Below are 21,372 nucleotides of genomic sequence, written 5' to 3'. Positions count from 1 at the left end.
AGTCGAAAAAGCCCAGTCCTACTCGCGCCGCTTTCTGCGGTTGACTCAACTTTTTGCGCTGTCCTCCTTCAGAGCTGCCCGTCTCATGCGCCACGCCGTTCGCTCGTCTCGCTTGGTTTCGCTGTGCCTGCTGATCCTTTCACCACTGTTCGCCGAAACCGCCCATGCCGGTGCCGAGCGGCAACTGGTGGCCGCCATCAACGACTATCGTGCCCATCCGCAACGCTGCGATCGACGCCCGGCGCAGCGCCTGGCACCGCTATCGCTGAAGTCGAACCTGGCCTTGCCGATCGGTTATCGCTACGCCGGTGGCATGCGGGAAGCGTTGAAGTCGTCCGGCTATTCCGCCGTGGCGGTGCGCAGTATTCGCGTGATCGGGGCCGAGGACGCCGAAGAGGCTTTCGACCTGCTGCAAGACGAGCACTGCGCCGCGCTGCTGGACGCGAGCTACGCCGACATCGGCGTCAGTCGGTCGCGCAATGAGTGGCAAGTGGTGTTGGCGCAACCGGTACTCGACAGTCGCGTCGGTGATAACCGCAGCGTCGGCAAAGCCTTGCTCGCCGAGGTTAACGCTGCACGTGCCCGGCCTCGGATGTGCGGCCGCCAGCGATTCGCCGCCGCCCGGCCGTTGAGCTGGAACGCCGCACTGGGCGCCGCCGCGCAGGGGCACAGCAAAGCCATGGCTTACGGCAACTACTTCGCCCACCGCGACCCGGACGGCGATCTACCCGCCGATCGCGCCCGTGCGGCGGGCTATCGTGGTCGGCAAATCGGCGAAAACATCGCCGCCGGGCAGAGTTCGCCGGGCAAGGCCATGGCCGGATGGCTGGCCAGCCCCGGACACTGCGCCAACCTGATGAACCCGATGTTCACCCAGGTCGGCGCCGGGTTTGCCAGTGAGGCGCGCAGTGCTGAAGGGGTTTACTGGACGATGGTGTTTGGCGCGCAGTGACGGGAAGCGTCCAGTGCCAATTTCAACAGTTCCTTGCGTAGCATTGACGGCGCCTGAACGGCCAATCCGGCCTGCCAGTCGAGTGACAACAAGCGATTGAGCTTTTGTTGGCTGACCTCGGCTGGCGCCAGAAAGCAGCTTTTGCGGTCGCGGATACTGATCACATTCAACAGCCAGTCATCGCCCTGCTCTGCCATCCAGCGCCTGATCAGCGGCAGGTGTTTTTGCAGCAAGGTGTCGGCATCCCACACCGTCATTTGGGCGAAGAAGCCTGGCAGGTTGCTTTCGGGCTTCATACATTTCGAGTCGGCTGCCAATGCAGCGGGCAGGTCCGATTCGATGCTGGCCTGACATTCGAGAAAGTATTGTCGGGGCCAGTCTGCCGGGAGTTTCGCGCGTGACGCGAGGTCGGCGTAGGCCTTGATGTCCGCTGGCGTGGTCATCTGCCCGGTAAAATTCAGCGTGTTGTCGAGAATCGCCGTCGCCAGCAAAGCGGCACTTGGCACGCTGATCTGCGGCAGCACACCGGCCGTCTGCCAGCGCTGAAAAACCTGAGTCGCTGCGGCGCCGATCGGGCGGATATCGGCAGCAGATCCAAGCTTCTGCTGCCAATAGTTTTCGTGGCCGGGATGATGGTCGATGACCTCCACTACCCGTTCGAGCACCACCAGCGGGTCGAAATGCTGATAATCGGAGACATCGACCAAGACGAACTCATCGTCCGATGTCGGCTGGTAGTCGTGAAACGCCGCGCCCCAGCCGAGCACGCTTGGCGAAACGCTGGCGTTGGCAGGTGCGCTGCTGACCGCGCGGGCGGGAATGCCTTGCAGGTTGAGCAATTCAGCGTAGGCGATGCAGCAGGCGTAGGCGTCGATGTCCAGATAGGACGCGCCGGAGGTGATGATTTTCATGGGCCGGCAACGTCGCACATTTTCATGACGTTGTGGTGACAGCGAAAAGATCGCAGCCTCCGGCAACTCCTACAGAGGATTTATGGTTTCCCTGTAGGCGTTGCCGAAGGCTACGATCTTTTGATCTTCAAGCCGCCCGCTGTCCTCCCGCGACCATCGCCGAAGCCGCCAGCATCGCCCGCAACAACACCGCGCACCCGGCCGCCAGATCATCCGGCGCGGCGTTCTCGATTTCGTTGTGGCTGATGCCGCCTTCGCACGGCACGAAGATCATCCCGGCCGGGCCGAGTTCGGCGAGGAAAATCGCGTCATGCCCGGCGCCGCTGACGATGTCCATATTCGACAGACCCAGCCCTTTCGCCGCGCCGCGCACCGCTTCCACGCAGCCTTTTTCGAAGTACAACGGCGGGAAGTCCGCCGTCGGCGTCAGTTCATAGGATAGGCCGTGTTCTTCACAGGTGGCTTCGATGACTTGCTTCACCTCGGCAATCATCGAGTCGAGACGCGCCGGCTCCAGGTGACGGAAGTCGAGGGTCATGCGTACTTCGCCGGGGATGACGTTGCGCGAGCCGGGATAGGCTTGCAGGCAGCCGACGGTGCCGCAGGCGTGGGGTTGATGGCCGAGGGCGGCGCGGTTGACCGCACCGACGATCACCGAGGCGCCGACCAGTGCATCTTTGCGCAGGTGCATCGGTGTCGGGCCGGCATGCGCTTCGACGCCGCGCAGCTTGAGGTCGAACCACTTCTGCCCCAGTGCACCGAGCACGACGCCGATGGTTTTCTGCTCGTCTTCGAGGATCGGGCCTTGTTCGATGTGTGCCTCGAAATAGGCGCCGACCTGATGCCCGCTGACTTTACGCGGGCCGGCGTAACCGATGGCGTTGAGCGCTTCACCGACGGTGACGCCGTCGGCATCGACTTTGGCGAGGGTTTCTTCGAGGGTGAATTTCTCGGCGAACACGCCCGAGCCCATCATGCACGGGGCGAAGCGCGAGCCTTCTTCGTTGGTCCAGACCACCACTTCCAGCGGCGCTTCGGTTTCCACACCAAGGTCGTTGAGCGTGCGCAGGACTTCGACACCGGCGAGTACGCCGAAGCAGCCGTCGAACTTGCCGCCGGTGGGTTGGGTGTCGATGTGGCTGCCGGTCATCACCGGTGGCAGATCGGGATTGCGCCCGGGGCGGTGGGCGAAGATGTTGCCGACGGCATCGACGGTGACGCTGCATCCGGCGTCCTTGCACCACTGCACGAACAGGTCGCGGGCCTGGCGGTCGAGGTCGGTGAGGGCCAGGCGACAGACCCCGCCCTTGACCGTCGCGCCGAGTTTGGCCAGCTCCATGAGCGACGCCCACAAGCGGTCGCGGTTGATGTGCTGATGGCTCGATTGCAGAACGTCTACGGCTGCGTTCATGGGGATCTCCTCAGTGCTGATACCGATAGTTCCCACGCTCTGCGTGGGAACTCATCCATGGACGCTCTGCGTCCGCTGTTGGGACGCGGAGCGTCCCGGGCTGCATTCCCACGCAGAGCGTGGGAACGATCATGTGTTACACCGCCGACTTAACGACTGAAGGCTGCGCACGCATCACGCACAACCCGTAATAAATAATCCCGCCCAGCGCCGAGCCGGTGAACCAGCCATAGCTGTAAAACCAGCTGAACGCATCGCTGCCCAGCGACAACAAGGTCAGCACCACCGGCACGCCAAAGGCGAGAAACCCGGCCCAGTTCCACGCCGGATACACGTCATCGCGGTACAACCCGGCCAGATCCAGTTGCTGTTTCTTGATCAGGAAATAGTCCACCACCATGATCCCGGCGATCGGCCCGAGCAGGCTCGAATAGCCCAGCAGCCAGTTGGAGTACACGGTTTCCAGGCTGACATCGGAAACGATCAAACCGAGTTTTTTCAGCAACTCATGGCCCATCAACAACAGTCCGACAAACCCGGTCAGCAACACCGCTTTGGTGCGGTTGATGACTTTGGGTGCAATGTTCTGGAAGTCGTTGGTCGGCGAAACAATGTTGGCGGCGGTGTTGGTCGACAGCGTGGCAATGATGATCAGCGCCATGGCCACCGCGACCCACACCGGACTCTGGATATGGCCGATCAGGCTGACCGGATCAGAAACGGTCACACCGACAAGCTTCACAGACGCGGCGGTCATGATCACACCGAGGGAGGCGAACAGAAACATCGTCAGTGGCAGGCCGAAAATTTGCCCGAGGATTTGATCTTTCTGGCTCTTGGCATAACGGCTGAAGTCCGGAATGTTCAGCGACAACGTGGCCCAAAAGCCAACCATCGCCGTCAGCCCGGCGGCGAAGTAACTGACCACACTCGCGCCTTCCGGACGTTTGGGTGGGATCGCCAACAGTTCGGTCATCGACACATTGGGCATCGCCCACACCAGCAGTCCGATGCCGACCGCCACCAGCAAGGGCGCCGACAAGGTTTCCAGCCACTTGATCGACTCGGCACCGCGAATCACCACCCACAGGTTCAGCGCCCAGAAGATCATGAAACCGATCACCTCCCCGGTGCCGCCAAGGGATTTCCAACCGTCGAAAATCGAGCCGAGAAACAAGTGAATCGCCAGGCCGCCAAACATCGTCTGGATACCGAACCAGCCACACGCCACCAACGCGCGAATCAGACACGGCACGTTGGAGCCGAGAATGCCGAACGAGGAGCGCAGCAACACCGGAAACGGAATGCCGTACTTGGTGCCCGGAAAGGCGTTGAGCGTGAGCGGAATCAGCACAATGACGTTGGCGAACAGAATCGCCAGCAGCGCTTCGCCAACGCTCAAACCGAAGTACGCCGTCAGCACGCCACCGAGGGTATAAGTCGGCACGCAGATCGACATGCCGACCCACAGCGCGGTGATGTGCCACTTGTTCCAGGTTCGTTCGCGCACCTTGGTCGGTGCCATGTCGTGGTTGTAACGGGGACTGTCGAGGACGTCGCTGCCGGCTTCGAGCTCGAACAAGCCGTCGCGCTCGGTCACTTGCGATCTGATCTGTTGCATGGCCGCTCCACTGTTCTTCTGATTATTTTTTTGCTCATCAGGCGGCTTGCACACGCAGGTGCAGCCGGACGATGGCCGGAGGAACTGACAACTTTCGTGCACCGGCCACGGTGTCAGCGGCGGCATCAATAAACGTGCCGGGTGCCCCGCTTGCGCATCGGGCCGAGCGTTAAACGCTTTGCAACTTTCTGATATTCATCAGTTTTAATTATTCACCCGGTGAGTCCGCGGAAACTTGTCTGAACGCTCAGGCTAAACGTCTGGCAAGTTGTCCGAACAGACAGGACTCAATCTGGTGCACTGCATTTATTTTCATCGTGAGCGAGTAACCGCAGCTCAACTTCAAGCGGCTGATTTCACATAGGAAATCTTGCTCATATTTCCATCCTGTCAAGTGCGTCAAAATGGTGATCGGCCTCACCATTTTGGTGATTTATAGTTTTTATCTTTATTTTTCATACAGTTAAAACAGTCATAAGCTTATAAAAAATAATCTTGATCTATTGCAAATCTGCGACTAGTTTCTATTCCTGACAGCGCTGACAGGAATACACCCTGCAACGCTGTACATCAATAAAACATCTAGAACCGGCACAAGTCGGTCAATGCCTGCGAGGAACTCGGAATGTCTCTGTTGATCCGTGGCGCCACCGTTGTTACCCATGATGAAAGTTATCGCGCCGACGTCTATTGCGCCGACGGCGTGATCAAAGCCATTGGTGAAAACCTTGATATTCCCGCCGGCGCCGAAGTGCTCGACGGCAGTGGCCAATACCTGATGCCCGGCGGCATCGACCCGCACACCCACATGCAGCTTCCGTTCATGGGCACTGTGGCCAGTGAAGACTTCTACAGCGGCACCGCTGCAGGTCTGGCCGGTGGCACCACGTCGATCATCGACTTCGTGATTCCCAATCCGCAGCAGTCGTTGATGGAGGCGTTTCATCAGTGGCGCGGCTGGGCGGAAAAGTCTGCGTCCGACTATGGCTTCCACGTTGCGATCACCTGGTGGAGCGAACAGGTGCGTGAGGAAATGGCCGAGCTGGTCAGCCATCACGGCATCAACAGCTTCAAGCACTTCATGGCCTACAAGAACGCGATCATGGCTGCCGACGACACGCTGGTGGCGAGTTTCGAGCGCTGTCTGGAGCTCGGCGCGGTGCCGACCGTACACGCGGAAAATGGCGAGCTGGTTTATCACCTGCAACGCAAGTTGATGGCCCAAGGCATCACCGGGCCGGAGGCGCATCCGCTGTCGCGGCCGTCGCAGGTTGAAGGTGAAGCGGCGAGCCGGGCGATTCGTATCGCCGAAACCATTGGCACGCCGTTGTACCTGGTGCACGTCTCGACCAAAGAAGCCCTCGACGAAATCACCTATGCGCGCAGCAAGGGCCAACCGGTGTACGGCGAAGTGCTGGCCGGGCATCTGCTGCTCGACGACAGCGTCTATCAGCACCCGGACTGGCAGACCGCCGCTGGTTATGTGATGAGCCCGCCGTTCCGTCCGCGCGGCCATCAAGACGCACTGTGGCACGGACTGCAAAACGGCAATCTGCACACCACCGCGACTGACCATTGCTGCTTCTGCGCCGAGCAGAAAGCCGCCGGGCGCGATGACTTCAGCAAGATTCCCAACGGCACGGCCGGTATCGAAGATCGCATGGCGGTGCTGTGGGACGAAGGCGTCAACAGCGGGCGTTTATCGATGCAGGATTTCGTCGCGCTCACCTCCACCAACACCGCGAAGATCTTCAATCTCTATCCGCGCAAAGGTGCGATTCGCGTCGGTGCCGACGCCGACCTGGTGCTGTGGGATCCGCAAGGCACCCGCACCATTTCCGCCAAGACCCACCATCAGCAGGTGGACTTCAACATCTTCGAAGGCAAGACCGTGCGCGGCGTGCCGAGCCATACCGTCAGCCAGGGCCGGGTGGTCTGGGCCGATGGCGACCTGCGCGCCGAGCGCGGCGCCGGGCGGTACATCGAACGGCCGGCGTATCCGGCGGTGTTTGATTTGCTGAGCAAGCGGGCTGAGCAACATAAGCCAGTTGCTGTGAAACGCTGAAATCCAGGCCTTCGGCCTCATAAATGATCGTTCCCACGCTCTGCGTGGGAATGCAGCCCGTGACGCTCCGCGTCACTGGACGCAGAGCGTCCCTAGAGGCATTCCCACGCAGAGCGTGGGAACGATCAACCACTGCCCGATAGAGGCAGAGAACCTCAATAACCGTGAGGCAAAAAACCGTGATCGAGACCCTGAACCATCTCCCCCACCCGCACGAAAGCGCGGCCGCCCTCGCCGGGCATTTCACCGATCTGGCGCCGCCGCTCAACGATCGGCAAGCGCATCTGGAAGCCTCGCGCTGCCTGTATTGCTACGACGCGCCGTGCGTCAATGCGTGCCCGAGCGAGATCGATATCCCCTCGTTCATCCGCAATATTCACCAGGACAACGTCCCCGGTGCGGCGCAGAAAATCCTCTCGGCGAACATCCTCGGTGGCAGTTGCGCCCGAGTCTGTCCAACCGAGATCCTTTGCCAGCAAGCCTGCGTGCGCAACAACGCTCACGAATGCGCACCGGTGCTGATCGGCCTGCTGCAACGCTACGCCGTCGACAATGCACACTTCAGCGAACACCCGTTTCAGCGCGCCGCAGCGACTGGCAAACGCATCGCCGTGGTCGGTGCCGGGCCGGCCGGTTTGTCCTGTGCGCATCGCAGTGCCATGCACGGCCATGACGTGGTGATTTTCGAAGCTCGGGAGAAGGCTGGCGGCCTCAATGAATATGGGATCGCCAAGTACAAACTGGTCGACGACTACGCGCAGAAGGAACTGGATTTCCTCCTGCAAATTGGCGGCATTGAAATCCGTCATGGGCAAAAGCTTGGCGAGAATCTGACGCTGAGCGAGCTGCATCAACAGTTCGACGCGGTGTTCCTCGGCCTTGGCCTCAATGCCAGCAAGCAACTCGGCCTGCCTCACGAAGATGCCCCGGGCCTGCTCGCCGCCACCGATTACATCCGCGAACTGCGCCAGGCCGATGACCTCACGCAACTGCCGCTGGCCGAGCGCTGCATTGTCCTCGGTGCCGGCAACACGGCGATCGACATGGCCGTGCAGATGGCCCGCCTCGGTGCCCGCGACGTCAATCTGGTGTATCGGCGTGGCGCGGCGGACATGGGCGCCACCGGTCATGAACAGGACATCGCCAAAGCCAATCAGGTGCGCCTGTTGACCTGGGCACAACCGGAAGAAGTATTACTCGACGATCAGGGCCAGGTGCGCGGCATGCGTTTCGCTCGCACCGATCTGGTCGACGGTCGCCTGCAAACCACTGGCGAAACCTTCGAACTGGCCGCCGATGCGATCTTCAAAGCCATCGGCCAGGCGTTCGACGGCAGCGCCCTCGCCGACCCGCTAGCCCGCGAACTCAAGCGCCAGGGCGAACGCATTCAGGTCGATGAAAACCTGCGCACCAGCATCCCCGGTGTGTATGCCGGCGGCGACTGCACCAGCCTCGATCAGGACCTCACCGTGCAAGCCGTGCAGCACGGCAAACGCGCCGCCGAGGCGATCAACGCTCAACTGATGCTTAACGTGGAGGCTGCGTAAATGGCCGATCTGTCGATTGTCTTCGCTGGCATCAAAGCGCCGAATCCGTTCTGGCTGGCCTCCGCGCCACCCACCGACAAGGCCTACAACGTCGTCCGTGCCTTTGAAGCGGGCTGGGGTGGCGTGGTCTGGAAAACCCTTGGGGAGGACCCGGCAGCGGTCAACGTGTCGTCGCGTTATTCGGCGCATTACGGCAACAACCGTGAAGTGCTCGGCATCAACAATATCGAGCTGATCACCGACCGCTCGCTGGAAATCAACCTGCGCGAAATCACTCAGGTGAAGAAGGACTGGCCGGATCGCGCGCTGATCGTCTCGCTGATGGTGCCGTGCGTGGAGGAATCGTGGAAACACATTCTGCCGCTGGTGGAAGCCACCGGCGCTGACGGTATCGAGCTGAACTTTGGTTGCCCACACGGCATGCCCGAACGGGGCATGGGCGCGGCGGTCGGTCAGGTGCCGGAGTACGTCGAGCAAGTCACGCGCTGGTGCAAGACTTATTGCTCGCTGCCGGTGATCGTCAAACTGACGCCGAACATCACCGACATCCGCGTCGCTGCCCGCGCGGCCTATCGTGGGGGCGCCGATGCGGTGTCGCTGATCAATACGATCAACTCGATCACCAGTGTCGATCTGGAGCACATGGTCGCCCTGCCCACCGTCGGCAGCAAAAGCACCCATGGCGGTTATTGCGGTTCAGCGGTGAAGCCGATTGCGCTGAACATGGTCGCCGAAATCGCCCGCGACCCGCAGACCCAGGGCTTGCCGATCTGCGGCATTGGCGGCATCGGCAGTTGGCGTGATGCGGCGGAGTTCATGGCGCTGGGCAGCGGCGCGGTGCAGGTGTGCACGGCGGCGATGCTGCATGGCTTTCGGATTGTCGAGGAGATGAAGGATGGGCTGTCGCGGTGGATGGACAGTCAGGGTTACGCCAACATCAGTGAGTTTTCCGGGCGTGCGGTGGGCAATACCACGGACTGGAAGTACCTCGATATCAACTATCAGGTCATTGCGAAGATAGATCAGGAGGCGTGCATTGGTTGCGGGCGTTGCCATATTGCATGTGAGGACACTTCACACCAGGCGATCAGCAGTCTGAAACAGGCGGACGGTACGCATAAATATGAAGTGATCGATGAGGAGTGTGTGGGTTGCAATCTGTGCCAGATCACCTGCCCGGTGGCGGATTGTATCGAGATGGTACCGATGGAGACTGGGAAGCCGTTTCTGGACTGGAATCATGATCCGCGCAATCCCTATCATGTTGCGGTTTGACTGATCGTTCCCACGCTCTGCGTGGGAATGCAGCCCGGGACGCTCTGCGTCCCATTGGAACGCGGAGCGTCCCTGGAGGCATTCCCACGCAGAGCGTGGGAACGATCATGTAGGAGCTGCCGCAGGCCGCGATCTTTTGACTTAGGGCTCCAACCCGATCCCACGCAAGATCACACTCGTCACCGTCTGCACCGCCCGCTCAAACTGCATGTCCGACAACGGCTGATGCTCATTGAGAATATTCACCTGATGATCAAAGTCGGCATAGTGCTGCGTCGACGCCCAGATCATGTACAGCAGACTCGACGGTTCCACCGGCAAAATCCGCTTGTCCTCGACCCACTGGCGAATCTTCGCTTCCTTCATCTTCGCCCAGTCATACAGACTCACATCCAGCGCCTCGCCCAAGGTCGGCGCGCCGTGGATGATTTCGTTGGCCCAGACTTTCGAACCGTACGGACGACTGCGCGAATGATTCATCTTGGCGCGGATGTAGCTGCTCAATACCACCCGTGGATCGTCGAACATCTCGAAACACAGCGCATCCTGTTTCCACACTTCCAGCAGGTCGAACAGCACCGCGCTGTACAGCTCGCTCTTGGTTGAGAAGTAGTAATGCAGGTTGGAACGCGGCAGTTGCACTTCAGCCGCGATGTCGGCCATGGCGGTGCCGCCGAAGCCTTTTTCGGCGAAGACTTTTTCCGCCGCCAGGAGGATTTTCTCGACGTTATTGCGACGAATCTCGATCTTGTGATTGCCCATGAGGGCTCCCTGACAACAGCGTTGCCCAAGACTAGCATCCGCTCTGGTGCGCGGGCGACCGCTGCAAACAAAACTTCGTACTGGCGTGAGCGGATGGCTAAACTGACGGTTCTTCGATCCTGCCTCAGAGGTATTTGCGATGCTGTTCAAGAACGTCCTGACCACCACTGCCCTGCTCGCTTCGCTGTTCGCCGCATCTTCCGTATTTGCCCACGCCCACCTGAAAAGCCAGACCCCGGCCGCCGACAGCACCGTCGCTGCTCCCGCCGATTTGCGCCTGACCTTTTCCGAGGGCGTCGAGGCCAGTTTCACCAAAGTCACCGTGACCAAGGATGGCGCACCGGTCGCGGTCAAAGCCCTGACCACTGAAAACGACAAGAAAACTCTGATCGTCACCCCCGCCGCTCCGCTGACGGCCGGCGAGTACAAAGTCGAATGGCACGCCGTTTCAGTCGATACGCACAAAAGCGAAGGTGCTTATCAGTTCAAGGTGGGCCAGTAATTCATGAGTGAAGCGCTGGTGCTGTGCCGCTTTGTGCATTTCATCGTGGTGTTGATGCTGTTCGGGGCCTGGCTGTTCAGGCCGTTGCTGCTCAAGGATGAAGCGCCGCAAGTGGATCTGCACCTGGCGCGACTGGCGCGTTGGCTGGCTGCTGTTGCGCTGGTCAGCGGGGTTGTCTGGGCGCTGTTGATCACCGCGAGCATGGCCGGTTCGGCAGCGGCGGCATTTGATCCGGACACGGTTGCGCTGGTGCTGGGCCATACGTTTTTTGGTCAGGTGTGGCGCTGGCATCTGCTGATCAACGCGGTGCTGCTGGCGTTGCTGTTCACACCTTGGCGTTTGAGCATGCCGTTGCGTTTGGGCTTGGGCGCGGTGTTGCTGGCGACCCTGGCACCGGTCGGGCATGGCGCCATGCTCGATGGTGTGAGCGGGCAGTTGCTGATTCTCAACCAGATCGTGCATCTGACCTGCGTGGCGGCGTGGCTCGGCGGGTTGTTACTGCTGGTGATGATTTTGCGTCAGCCGAGTGAACCGATGCGCGAGGTTTTGCGGCGTTTCAGCAGCGTCGGTTATGCGCTGGTCGCGGGGCTGCTGATCACCGGTTTGATCAACATGCGCGTGCTGACCGGTCAGTGGTGGCCGACGCCGTTGTTCAGCGGGTTTGCGTTGATTCTGTTGATCAAGGCGCTGATCGTGCTGGGCATGCTTGGGCTGGCGCTGTTCAACCGCTTGCGCATGGATGATTGCGAACAGCGGATGGGCGCAATCAGGCGCAGTGTGATGCTGGAGTGGTTGCTCGGCATCGGCGCGGTGGCGGCCGTCTCGCTGCTCGGCACCCTGCCCCCGATGATCACAATCTAAAGATCATGGAGATCCAATGTAGGAGTGAGCCTGCTCGCGATAGCGGTGTGTCAGTCAAATATCCCTAACTGACACACCGCTATCGCGAGCAGGCTCACTCCTACAGGGGAATTGTGTGAATCAGTGGGGTTGGGTGTCGCCGGCGGCGGTGTCGATGCTGACCACCACCGACATCCCCGGCCGCAACCGTTCCTCTTCCTGCTGATCCGCATCAATAGTGATTCGTACCGGCACGCGCTGGGCGATTTTCACAAAGTTGCCAGTGGCATTGTCCGCCTGCAACAGGGCAAATTCAGACCCCGTCCCCGGCGAAATATGCTGCACATGCCCGGTGAATCGGCGGTGGTTCAACGCATCGACAGTGAAGCGCACCGGTTGCCCGACGCGCACATTGTCCATCTGGGTTTCCTTCATGTTGGCGATTACCCATTTCTGGTTCGGCACCAGCGCCATCAACTGCGCGCCGGAGTTGACGTAGGCGCCGAGGCGCACGCCGATCTGCCCGAGCTGGCCGTCACGCGGGGCAACGATGCGCGTGTTCGAAAGGTCGATCCGCGCCAGTTGCACCGCTGCTTCCGCGCTGGCCACTGCGGCTTCCAGCGAGCCGCGATTGACGATCACCGTTTGCAGATCCTGACGGGCGATTTCCAGATTGGCCTTGGCCTGCGCCACCCCCGCAACACTTTGCGCATTCGCCGCCAACGCTACATCCATCTCACGCTTGGACACCGAACCGTCGCGCACCAGTTCCTGATTCCGCCGCAGATCCGCCTCGCTCTTGCGCAACTGCGCTTCGCTGTCGGCCTGCACGGCCTGACGCAATTTGATCGTCGCCTCGGCGCTGTTGCGTTGCTGCACCACATTGGCCAATGCAGCCTTCTGCACCGCCAGTTGCGCCAGCGACTGATCGAGACGCTGCTGATAGATGCGATCGTCCAGACGCACCAGCAGATCCCCGGCCTTCACGTACTGGAAATCCTGCACCGGCACTTCGTAGACATAACCGGCGAGTTGCGGGCCGATGATCGTCACCTGCCCGCGAATCAAGGCGTTTTCAGTGGTCTCGACCGCGCTGCTGAACGGCGGCAATTGCCAGGCATAAAGCACAATCAACACGCCAACGATGGCAATCGCCGCGAAGCCCATGGAAGAAATAATCCGCACGCGCAACGAGCGTGGCTCGGTGTTCGGCGATGACGGCGGCGCCACACCTTCGGGCGTGGCGGCAATGGCATTGGTGGTTGTGGTGGTCGGTTCGGTCATGAAGAAGTGGCACCGCTGGAAGGTGGGGATGGGGCGACGGCTTGGGTGGTGCTGATCAGCCACAGCGCACGAATGGACAGCCAGATCATGGTCAACACCGCAATCACGGCGATCAGCATGAACACATCGTTGTAGGCCAGCACGTTGGCCTCACGGGTGGCGGCGTTGGCCAGGCTGCGAATCCCCGCCAGGTTGCGCAGACTCGGGTCAGCCAACAGCGAGCCGTACGCCGAGCCGCCGCTCTGCACGCGTGCCGCCACCAAAGGGTCAGACAGCGTCAGGTGCTCAACGATGTGACTGGAATGAAATTTTTCCCGGACGATCTGAAAGGTGCCCAGCAGTGCGGCACCGAGCAGGCCACCGAGGTTGTTGCAGATCCCGAACAAAACGGAAAAGCTCACCAGATTGCGCGGATTGGTCAGCACGTTACGGGTGCCGAAGACCATGGTCGGGCCAAGGAAAAATGTGCTGCCGAAGGCCAGCAGGAACTGACTGAAATAGAGATTTTCCGGGCGAGTCAGATTATTGGAAAAACTGTCCATCACCGACCCGGTGGCCATCAGACCCAGCGAGATAATAAGCGGCATCAGCAAGTGCTTGGGGTCGATCGTCAGTGCGCTGGTCAACAACCCCGCGACGCTGCCAATCAGCATCACCACGTACAGGCTGTGCAACTGCTCATAGCCCATGTTCAGGTTCTGCATGAAACCGACCGCACCGGTGGACTGCTCCGAGGTGACCATGCGAATCAGGGTCACCGCCAGCGCCAGCCGGATCATCGTCCCGCTGCCCAGCCAACGGGTCATCAGCAGCGGGTTGCTGCGGTTATGTTCGATCGCCAGACCGGCGAGGATCAAGGCAATCGAGGCGGCCAGCGCGTAGCCGATCCAGTTGGCCTCCAGCCACCAGTCAATCCGCCCCAGCGACAACACCGCACACAGCAGCGCCACGCCGGTGGCGAGAATGGCGAAGGTGAGAAAATCGAGTTTTTCGAAGGTTTTGAAGCGGTCGCCCGGCGGCAACTTGAGCATCAATACGCAGCCTAGCGAGAGCAGTGCCATGCCCAGTTCGAACAGGTACAAGCCGCGCCATTCGGCAATCTGCAGCAAGTCTTCGGAAAATAATCGCGCCAACGGCAGCGCCAGTTGGGAAGTGCCGAGGCCGAGCACCAGCGCCTTCAGCCGCCACTTCGCCGGGAACGCCTGGACCATGTAATACAGGCCCAGCGAACTCAGCGCCGCGCCGACCATGCCGTGGGCCGCGCGCACCGCCACCGCCGAATTCAGGTCGTTGACGAACAGGTGGCCGAAAGTCACCAGCGCGTAAAGCACCAGAAACACCTCGGTGAATGCACGCAAACCGAACTGCTGGCGAAACTTCACCAGCAGCAGGTTCATCGACACGTTGGTCATCACATACGCCGCCGGCAGCCAGGCCATTTCTGCGGTGGTCGCGCCAAGTGCACCTTGCAGGTAAGGCAGGTTGGCGACCACCAGCGAGTTGCCCAAGCCACCGGTCACCGCCACCAGTACGCCGACCAGCGCATAGGCCAGGCGCTTGGGGTTGGAGTGCAACGGCGTCGACGGGGAACCGGGCAGACTGGGCTTTTCGTGCGGCTGCCAGTTACGCGGGGCGTATTGATCCATTGAAAGGCCTTGTGCGGAGGGTGAGTGAAGTTTGCCGCAAATTCGCCGGCAACACACATCCCATAGACAACACAGATCCCTTGTAGGAGTGAGCCTGCTCGCGATCGCGTTGTATCAATGATGGAAATGTCGACTGATACACCGCTATCGCGAGCAGGCTCACTCCTACAAGGGTTCTGTGTGATGACCGAAGTCATCGCACAACTTGCTGTTGACATTCCCGGAAAACCTAGGAAATATCCGCACCATCGTTGTACGACGACGTATGACAAATAATAAAAACAACAAACGAAACAGGGAGCGTCACAGTGAGCACACTCGTCTGCAATTCCGTCCGCCCTTCCCGCTTTTCCAGCCGTTCCACACTTGGCCTGATCGGCTGCAGCAGCCTCGCCCTCGCCCTGCCGATGAGCGCCGATGCCGAAGGCTTTCTCGAAGACAGCAAAGCCACGCTGAACCTGCGCAACGCCTACTTCAACCGCAACTTCGTCAACCCCGCCTATCCGCAGGGCAAGGCTGAAGAGTGGACGCAGAGCTTTATCCTTGATGCCAAATCCGGCTTCACCCAAGGCACCGTCGGTTTTGGTATCGATGTGTTGGGGCTGTATTCGCAAAAGCTTGATGGCGGTAAAGGCACGGGCGGTACGCAACTGCTGCCGATCCACGATGACGGACGTCCGGCCGACAACTTCGGGCGCCTCGGTGTAGCGCTGAAGGCCAAGGTCTCGAAGACTGAACTGAAGGTCGGCGAATGGATGCCGGTGCTGCCGATCCTGCGCTCCGACGATGGCCGCTCGCTGCCGCAGACCTTTCGTGGCGGCCAGATCACTTCCACCGAGATCAATGGCCTGACCGTCTACGGCGGGCAGTTCCGTGGCAACAGCCCGCGCAACGACGCGAGCATGGAAGACATGTCGATGAACGGCCGTGGCGCGTTCACTTCCGACCGCTTCAACTTCGGCGGCGGCGAATACACTTTCAACGACAAACGCACGCTGGTCGGCGTGTGGTACGCCGAACTCAGCGACATCTACCAGCAGCAGTATTTCAACCTCAGCCACAGCCAGCCGTTGGGCGACTGGACGCTCGGCGCCAACCTCGGCTTTTTCACCGGCAAGGAAGACGGCAGCGCCCAGGCCGGTGACCTCGACAACAAGACCGCGTTCGCCCTGCTGTCGGCCAAATACGGTGGCAACACCTTCTACGTCGGCCTGCAGAAACTCAGCGGTGACGACGCGTGGATGCGGGTCAACGGCACCAGCGGCGGCACGCTGGCCAACGACAGTTACAACGCCAGTTATGACAACGCCAAGGAACGCTCCTGGCAATTGCGTCACGACTACAACTTCGTCGCCCTTGGCATCCCCGGCCTGACGATGATGAACCGCTACATCAGCGGCGATAACGTGCACACCGGCACCATCACTGACGGCAAGGAATGGGGCCGCGAATCGGAACTGGCCTACACGGTGCAGAGCGGACCGCTGAAGAATCTCAACGTGAAATGGCGTAACGCGACGATTCGCCGGGACTTCAGCACCAACGAGTTTGACGAGAACCGGATCTTTATCAGTTATCCGATTTCGTTGTTGTAACCACCAGGCGCCGCAAAACCCCTGTAGGAGTGAGCCTGCTCGCGATAGCGGTGTGTCGGCCGCCTCTTCCTCAACTGACACACCGCTATCGCGAGCAGGCTCACTCCTACAAGGGATTGCATTGCAAATACGGAACGGTGGATCGAAAAGAGAACTGGCCCTTCCGTCATCTACACCAAAAGTCGCGTTGACAAGTTCCGGAAACCCTACCGATACTTCGGCGCAGTCATACGACAACCTACAACAAACCTAATAACAATCGTGTAAGGGATTGCCATGACATCTACCTCCACTCCCCGCGCCCCGTTCAACCGCCTGCTGCTGACCGGCGCCGCCGGTGGCCTGGGCAAAGTCCTGCGCGAACGGATGCGCCCTTATGCCAATGTCCTGCGTTTATCGGACATCGCTGCCCTCGCCCCGGCCGTCGATGATCGCGAAGAAGTCGTCCCTTGCGATCTGGCCGACAAACACGCCGTACACCAACTGGTCGAAGGCGTCGACGCGATCCTGCATTTCGGCGGTGTTTCCGTGGAGCGGCCATTCGAAGAAATCCTCGGTGCCAACATCTGCGGCGTGTTTCACATCTACGAAGCCGCGCGCCGCCATGGCGTCAAGCGAGTGATCTTCGCCAGTTCCAACCACGTCATCGGCTTCTACAAACAAGACGAACAGCTCGACGCCAGCTCCGCGCGCCGCCCCGACGGTTACTACGGCTTGTCCAAGTCCTACGGCGAAGACATGGCCAGTTTCTACTTCGATCGCTACGGCATCGAGACCGTCAGCATCCGCATCGGCTCCTCGTTCCCCGAGCCGCAAAACCGCCGAATGATGCACACCTGGCTGAGCTTCGACGACCTCACGCAATTGCTCGAACGCGCGCTGTACACGCCGAACGTCGGCCACACCGTGGTCTACGGCATGTCCGACAACAAAGACGTCTGGTGGGATAACCGCTTCGCCAGCCACCTCGGGTTCGAAGCGAAGGACAGCTCCGAAGTGTTCCGCGAAAAAGTCGAAGCGCAGCCGATGCCCGCAGCCGATGACCCGGCGCGGATCTATCAGGGCGGCGCGTTTGTCGCGGCCGGTCCGTTCGGCGACTGATCACTCTGACAACGACGCAAAGGAATGAGTATGCAAGCCGAATTGATCGTCGATGCCCGCAACGCCGTGGGCGAAAGCCCGGTCTGGGTGGCAGAGGAAAACGCGCTGTACTGGGTGGATATTCCCAACGGCGGCCTGCAACGCTGGAGCGCCGAGACCGGCCATGTGCATGCCTGGAAAACCCCGGAAATGCTCGCCTGCATCGCCCGCAACAGCCGTGGCGGCTGGGTCGCAGGCATGGAAAGCGGCTTCTTTCATCTGCACCCACACAGCGACGGCAGCCTCGACAGCGAACGGCTCGCCAGCGTCGAGCACAGCCGCGAAGACATGCGCCTCAACGATGGTCGTTGCGACCGACAGGGCCGTTTCTGGGCCGGCAGCATGGTGCTGAACATGGGCCTGAGTGCGCCCGAAGGCCGGCTCTATCGCTATGGCGCCGGGCAGTCCGGCGTGATTGAAGCGCAACTCGACGGTTTCATCGTGCCCAACGGCCTCGGTTTCAGCCCCGACGGCAAGACGATGTACCTGTCCGACTCGCACCCCGACGTGCAATTGATCTGGGCATTCGATTACGACACCGATACCGGCACGCCATCGAACCGCCGCGTTTTCGTCGACATGAACCACTTCCCCGGCCGGCCCGATGGCGCGGCCGTGGACGCCGAAGGTTTCTACTGGATCTGTGCCAACGATGCAGGCCTCATTCACCGCTTCGCGCCGGACGGCCGACTCGACTTTTCGCTGGCGGTACCGGTGAAAAAACCGACCATGTGCGCCTTCGGCGGCAGCCGGATGGACACCTTGTTCGTGACCTCGATTCGCCCCGGCGACGACCACGATCCGCAATCCCTGGCCGGTGGCGTGTTCGCCCTCAACCCCAACGTCAAAGGCCTGCCGGAGCCGATGTTCGACGCTTTGCTGTAACACCCACCTCTGCTGCACCGCTGCGCCTTGAACACAACAATAACAAGACTGGAGACACCCCCATGGACTTCAAACGCACCTTGCTGGCCGCTGCACTTCCACTGATGTTCACCTTTGCCGGTGCCACTCAGGCGCTGGAACTCAAATTCGCTGACATTCACCCCGCCGGTTACCCGACTGTCGTAGCCGAAGAGAGCATGGGCAAGACCCTGACCAAGGAAACCAACGGCGAGCTGACCTTCAAGTACTTCCCGGGCGGTGTACTCGGTTCGGAAAAGGAAGTCATCGAGCAGATGCAAGTCGGCGCGGTGCAGATGTCGCGCGTCAGTCTAGGTATCGTCGGCCCCGTGGTGCCGGATGTGAACGTGTTCAACATGCCGTTCATCTTCCGCGACCAGGCGCACATGCGTAAGGTCATTGATGGCCCGGTGGGCGACGAAATCCTCGACAAAATCACCAATTCCGAATTCGGCCTGGTGGCCCTGGCCTGGATGGACGGCGGCACGCGTAACATCTACACCAAGAAACCGGTGCGCAAGCTCGAAGACCTCAAAGGCATGAAAATCCGCGTGCAAGGCAACCCGATGTTCATCGACATGATGAACGCCATGGGCGGTAACGGTATCGCCATGGACACCGGCGAGATCTTCAGCGCCTTGCAGACCGGCGTGATCGACGGCGCGGAAAACAACCCGCCAACCCTGCTCGAACACAACCACTTCCAGAATGCGAAGTACTACAGCCTCACAGGTCACCTGATCCTGCCAGAGCCGATCGTGATGTCGAAAATCACCTGGGAGAAACTCACCCCGGATCAACAGGCGCAGGTCAAGACAGCCGCCAAGGCTGCCCAGGCCGAAGAGCGCGTGCTGTGGGACAAGAAGTCCACCGCCAGTGAAGAAAAACTCAAGGCTGCCGGCGTCGAGTTCATCACCGTTGACAAGAAACCCTTCTACGACGCCACCGCCTCGGTTCGTGAGAAATACGGCGCGCCGTATGCCGATCTGATCAAAAAGATCGAAGCCGTTCAGTAACGCCTCCCGCTCCGTCCCCATGAACAAGGCCCGGTGCGCCCGATGACTGCGGCGCGCCCGGTTACGGTGGAACCCGATGAAGAATCTACTGCTGCGTATCAACGACAAGATCTACATGACGTGCATCTGGGTCGCCGGCCTTGCCGTCCTGGCGATTTCCCTGATGATTCCCTGGGGCGTGTTCGCCCGTTACGTGCTGGGCACCGGTTCGAGCTGGCCCGAGCCCACGGCGATCCTGCTGATGATGGTGTTTACCTTCATCGGCGCTGCCGCCAGTTACCGCGCCGGTGCGCACATGGCCGTGGCCATGCTCACCGACCGCATGCCTCCACAGCTGAGAACCGCGGCGGCGATTTTTTCCCAGCTGCTCATGGCGGCGATCTGCATCTTCATGACGATCTGGGGCGCCAAACTGTGCATGTCCACCTGGAATCAGTTCATGGCAGCCCTGCCCGATCTGCGCGTTGGCGTGACCTACTTGCCCATTCCCGTGGGCGGCTTGCTGACGCTGATTTTCGTGCTGGAAAAACTCTTGCTCGGTGACCAGAGCAAACGACGCGTCGTGCAGTTCGACCTGGTTGAAGAAAGTGAAGGTGCCGCTTAATGGACGCTCTGATACTGCTGGGCAGTTTTATCGTATTGATCCTGATCGGCATGCCGGTCGCCTACGCGCTCGGCGCGGCCGCGCTGATCGGGGCATGGTGGATCGACATTCCGTTCCAGGCGGTGATGATTCAGGTCGCTTCGGGGGTGAACAAATTCTCGCTGCTGGCCATTCCGTTCTTCGTGCTGGCCGGTGCGATCATGGCCGAGGGCGGCATGTCCCGTCGATTGGTGGCGTGTGCCGGGGTGTTGGTGGGGTTTGTGCGCGGTGGCCTGTCACTGGTCAACATTGTCGCCTCGACCTTTTTCGGCGCGATCTCCGGTTCGTCGGTGGCCGACACCGCGTCGGTGGGTTCGGTGCTGATTCCGGAAATGGAACGCAAGGGCTATCCACGGGACTTCTCCACCGCCGTGACTGTCAGCGGTTCGGTGCAAGCCCTGCTGACCCCGCCAAGCCATAACTCGGTGCTCTACTCCCTGGCCGCCGGTGGCACGGTTTCGATTGCCTCGCTGTTCATGGCCGGCATCGTCCCGGGCTTGATGATGAGCGCGTGCCTGATGGTGCTGTGCCTGATCTTCGCGAAAAAACGCAACTACCCCAAGGGTGAAGTGATCCCGATGCGCCAGGCGTTGAAAATCGTCGGCGAAGCCCTCTGGGGCATGATGGCGATGGTGATCATCCTCGGCGGCATCCTCTCGGGAATCTTCACGGCTACAGAATCGGCGGCCATCGCCGTGCTCTGGGCGTTCTTCGTCACCATGTTCATCTACCGCGACTACAAATGGCGTGAGTTGCCGAAGCTGATGCACCGCACGGTGCGGACGATTTCGATCGTGATGATCCTGATCGGTTTCGCGGCGAGCTTCGGCTACATCATGACCCTGATGCAAATTCCGGCGAAGATCACCACGGCGTTTCTGACACTGTCGGACAACCGCTACGTGATCCTGATGTGCATCAACGTCATGCTGCTGTTGCTCGGCACGGTGATGGACATGGCGCCGCTGATCCTGATCCTGACGCCGATCCTGATGCCGGTGATTCTCGGCATCGGCGTTGACCCGGTGCAGTTCGGCATGATCATGCTGGTGAATCTGGGGATCGGGCTGATAACACCGCCGGTGGGGGCGGTGCTGTTTGTCGGTTCGGCGGTGGGCAAGGTCAGTATCGAGAGCACGGTGAAGGCGCTGCTGCCGTTTTACGCGGTGCTGTTTCTGGTGCTGATGCTGGTGACCTACATTCCAGCGATTTCGTTGTGGTTGCCGCATTTGGTGTTGTAAGCCGTTAAAAAATTCGCA

General features: G+C 60.5%; 18 protein-coding genes. 12 read left to right on the top strand and 6 right to left on the bottom strand.

Features of this window, described 5'->3' with window-relative positions; translation table 11 throughout:
- The first annotated feature begins 85 nt into the window (after positions 1 to 85).
- Complete coding sequence (locus tag ACWR1S_RS08335; protein WP_454563143.1) at positions 86 to 952, top strand: CAP domain-containing protein; 867 nt, start codon at positions 86 to 88, stop codon at positions 950 to 952.
- On the opposite strand, the gene ACWR1S_RS08330 is transcribed toward ACWR1S_RS08335, so the two are convergent.
- The 3 genes from ACWR1S_RS08330 to ACWR1S_RS08320 form a co-directional block, all read right to left on the bottom strand.
- Positions 922 to 1,863 (bottom strand): DHH family phosphoesterase, encoded by a 942-nt coding sequence (locus tag ACWR1S_RS08330; RefSeq protein ID WP_454563142.1) that lies wholly within the window; start codon positions 1,861 to 1,863, stop codon positions 922 to 924. The two genes, ACWR1S_RS08335 and ACWR1S_RS08330, sit on opposite strands and share 31 nt — an antisense overlap.
- 127 nt (positions 1,864 to 1,990) lie before the next feature.
- A complete protein-coding gene (locus tag ACWR1S_RS08325) occupies positions 1,991 to 3,274 on the bottom strand; it encodes a Zn-dependent hydrolase (RefSeq protein WP_454563141.1) in 1,284 nt (427 codons plus the stop codon).
- Positions 3,275 to 3,410: 136 nt separating this feature from the next.
- A complete protein-coding gene (locus ACWR1S_RS08320; protein WP_454563140.1) occupies positions 3,411 to 4,895 on the bottom strand; it encodes an NCS1 family nucleobase:cation symporter-1 in 1,485 nt (494 codons plus the stop codon).
- A 625-nt stretch (positions 4,896 to 5,520) separates the two neighbouring features.
- On the opposite strand from ACWR1S_RS08320, the gene hydA reads away from it, so the two are divergent.
- The 3 genes from hydA (at position 5,521) to preA (ending at position 9,782) form a co-directional block, all read left to right on the top strand.
- A complete protein-coding gene (gene hydA, locus ACWR1S_RS08315) occupies positions 5,521 to 6,960 on the top strand; it encodes a dihydropyrimidinase (protein WP_454563139.1) in 1,440 nt (479 codons plus the stop codon).
- A gap of 179 nt (positions 6,961 to 7,139) precedes the next feature.
- Positions 7,140 to 8,507, top strand: a complete 1,368-nt coding sequence (locus tag ACWR1S_RS08310; RefSeq protein WP_454563138.1) for an NAD(P)-dependent oxidoreductase — start codon at positions 7,140 to 7,142, stop codon at positions 8,505 to 8,507.
- Positions 8,508 to 9,782: an NAD-dependent dihydropyrimidine dehydrogenase subunit PreA gene (gene preA / locus ACWR1S_RS08305; RefSeq protein ID WP_454563137.1), complete on the top strand. Its 1,275-nt coding sequence runs from the start codon at positions 8,508 to 8,510 to the stop codon at positions 9,780 to 9,782.
- A gap of 141 nt (positions 9,783 to 9,923) precedes the next feature.
- Here the strand turns inward: preA and ACWR1S_RS08300 are convergent, their stop codons facing one another.
- Positions 9,924 to 10,544 carry a TetR/AcrR family transcriptional regulator gene (locus ACWR1S_RS08300; protein WP_007919317.1) on the bottom strand — a complete coding sequence of 207 codons (621 nt, stop codon included), beginning with the start codon at positions 10,542 to 10,544 and terminating at the stop codon, positions 9,924 to 9,926.
- A 139-nt stretch (positions 10,545 to 10,683) separates the two neighbouring features.
- On the opposite strand from ACWR1S_RS08300, the gene copC reads away from it, so the two are divergent.
- Entirely contained in the window at positions 10,684 to 11,046 is a 363-nt protein-coding gene (gene copC, locus ACWR1S_RS08295) for a copper homeostasis periplasmic binding protein CopC (protein WP_064120874.1), read from the top strand.
- A 3-nt stretch (positions 11,047 to 11,049) separates the two neighbouring features.
- The gene (copD, locus tag ACWR1S_RS08290; RefSeq protein WP_454563136.1) at positions 11,050 to 11,907 is read left to right on the top strand and encodes a copper homeostasis membrane protein CopD; all 858 of its coding nucleotides are present in this window, start codon (positions 11,050 to 11,052) and stop codon (positions 11,905 to 11,907) included.
- A gap of 120 nt (positions 11,908 to 12,027) precedes the next feature.
- Here the strand turns inward: copD and ACWR1S_RS08285 are convergent, their stop codons facing one another.
- Together ACWR1S_RS08285 and ACWR1S_RS08280 are read right to left on the bottom strand one after the other, a co-directional pair.
- Positions 12,028 to 13,170, bottom strand: a complete 1,143-nt coding sequence (locus ACWR1S_RS08285) for an HlyD family secretion protein (protein ID WP_454563135.1) — start codon at positions 13,168 to 13,170, stop codon at positions 12,028 to 12,030.
- Positions 13,167 to 14,816 carry an MFS transporter gene (locus tag ACWR1S_RS08280; RefSeq protein ID WP_454563134.1) on the bottom strand — a complete coding sequence of 550 codons (1,650 nt, stop codon included), beginning with the start codon at positions 14,814 to 14,816 and terminating at the stop codon, positions 13,167 to 13,169. Before ACWR1S_RS08280 ends, ACWR1S_RS08285 begins: the two co-directional genes overlap by 4 nt.
- Before the next feature lie 308 nt (positions 14,817 to 15,124).
- Between ACWR1S_RS08280 and ACWR1S_RS08275 the strand changes: the two genes are divergently transcribed.
- The 6 genes from ACWR1S_RS08275 (at position 15,125) to ACWR1S_RS08250 (ending at position 21,354) form a co-directional block, all read left to right on the top strand.
- Complete coding sequence (locus tag ACWR1S_RS08275; protein WP_454563133.1) at positions 15,125 to 16,411, top strand: OprD family porin; 1,287 nt, start codon at positions 15,125 to 15,127, stop codon at positions 16,409 to 16,411.
- Positions 16,412 to 16,687: 276 nt separating this feature from the next.
- Complete coding sequence (locus tag ACWR1S_RS08270) at positions 16,688 to 17,512, top strand: NAD-dependent epimerase/dehydratase family protein (RefSeq protein WP_454563132.1); 825 nt, start codon at positions 16,688 to 16,690, stop codon at positions 17,510 to 17,512.
- Positions 17,513 to 17,542: 30 nt separating this feature from the next.
- Positions 17,543 to 18,436: an SMP-30/gluconolactonase/LRE family protein gene (locus ACWR1S_RS08265; RefSeq protein WP_454563131.1), complete on the top strand. Its 894-nt coding sequence runs from the start codon at positions 17,543 to 17,545 to the stop codon at positions 18,434 to 18,436.
- 62 nt (positions 18,437 to 18,498) lie between these two features.
- Complete coding sequence (locus tag ACWR1S_RS08260) at positions 18,499 to 19,470, top strand: TRAP transporter substrate-binding protein (protein WP_454563130.1); 972 nt, start codon at positions 18,499 to 18,501, stop codon at positions 19,468 to 19,470.
- Between the two features lie 76 nt (positions 19,471 to 19,546).
- Positions 19,547 to 20,074, top strand: coding sequence for a TRAP transporter small permease (locus ACWR1S_RS08255; protein WP_116030074.1), 528 nt, complete (start codon positions 19,547 to 19,549; stop codon positions 20,072 to 20,074).
- Positions 20,074 to 21,354 (top strand): TRAP transporter large permease, encoded by a 1,281-nt coding sequence (locus tag ACWR1S_RS08250; protein ID WP_454563129.1) that lies wholly within the window; start codon positions 20,074 to 20,076, stop codon positions 21,352 to 21,354. Before ACWR1S_RS08255 ends, ACWR1S_RS08250 begins: the two co-directional genes overlap by 1 nt.
- The last annotated feature ends 18 nt before the right edge of the window (positions 21,355 to 21,372 follow it).

Source organism: Pseudomonas sp. AIG, from assembly GCF_977020205.1.
Note: the sequence above shows the minus strand (reverse complement) of the source record. Positions and strands in the feature narration are given on the sequence as shown.

Coding starts and splice junctions, on each gene's coding strand:
- ACWR1S_RS08335 (WP_454563143.1), top strand. CDS start 86: ATGCGCCACGCCGTTCGCTCGTCTCGCTTGGTTTCGCTGTGCCTGCTG.
- ACWR1S_RS08330 (WP_454563142.1), bottom strand. CDS start 1,863: ATGAAAATCATCACCTCCGGCGCGTCCTATCTGGACATCGACGCCTAC.
- ACWR1S_RS08325 (WP_454563141.1), bottom strand. CDS start 3,274: ATGAACGCAGCCGTAGACGTTCTGCAATCGAGCCATCAGCACATCAAC.
- ACWR1S_RS08320 (WP_454563140.1), bottom strand. CDS start 4,895: ATGCAACAGATCAGATCGCAAGTGACCGAGCGCGACGGCTTGTTCGAG.
- hydA (WP_454563139.1), top strand. CDS start 5,521: ATGTCTCTGTTGATCCGTGGCGCCACCGTTGTTACCCATGATGAAAGT.
- preA (WP_454563137.1), top strand. CDS start 8,508: ATGGCCGATCTGTCGATTGTCTTCGCTGGCATCAAAGCGCCGAATCCG.
- ACWR1S_RS08300 (WP_007919317.1), bottom strand. CDS start 10,544: ATGGGCAATCACAAGATCGAGATTCGTCGCAATAACGTCGAGAAAATC.
- copC (WP_064120874.1), top strand. CDS start 10,684: ATGCTGTTCAAGAACGTCCTGACCACCACTGCCCTGCTCGCTTCGCTG.
- copD (WP_454563136.1), top strand. CDS start 11,050: ATGAGTGAAGCGCTGGTGCTGTGCCGCTTTGTGCATTTCATCGTGGTG.
- ACWR1S_RS08285 (WP_454563135.1), bottom strand. CDS start 13,170: ATGACCGAACCGACCACCACAACCACCAATGCCATTGCCGCCACGCCC.
- ACWR1S_RS08280 (WP_454563134.1), bottom strand. CDS start 14,816: ATGGATCAATACGCCCCGCGTAACTGGCAGCCGCACGAAAAGCCCAGT.
- ACWR1S_RS08270 (WP_454563132.1), top strand. CDS start 16,688: ATGACATCTACCTCCACTCCCCGCGCCCCGTTCAACCGCCTGCTGCTG.
- ACWR1S_RS08265 (WP_454563131.1), top strand. CDS start 17,543: ATGCAAGCCGAATTGATCGTCGATGCCCGCAACGCCGTGGGCGAAAGC.
- ACWR1S_RS08260 (WP_454563130.1), top strand. CDS start 18,499: ATGGACTTCAAACGCACCTTGCTGGCCGCTGCACTTCCACTGATGTTC.
- ACWR1S_RS08255 (WP_116030074.1), top strand. CDS start 19,547: ATGAAGAATCTACTGCTGCGTATCAACGACAAGATCTACATGACGTGC.
- ACWR1S_RS08250 (WP_454563129.1), top strand. CDS start 20,074: ATGGACGCTCTGATACTGCTGGGCAGTTTTATCGTATTGATCCTGATC.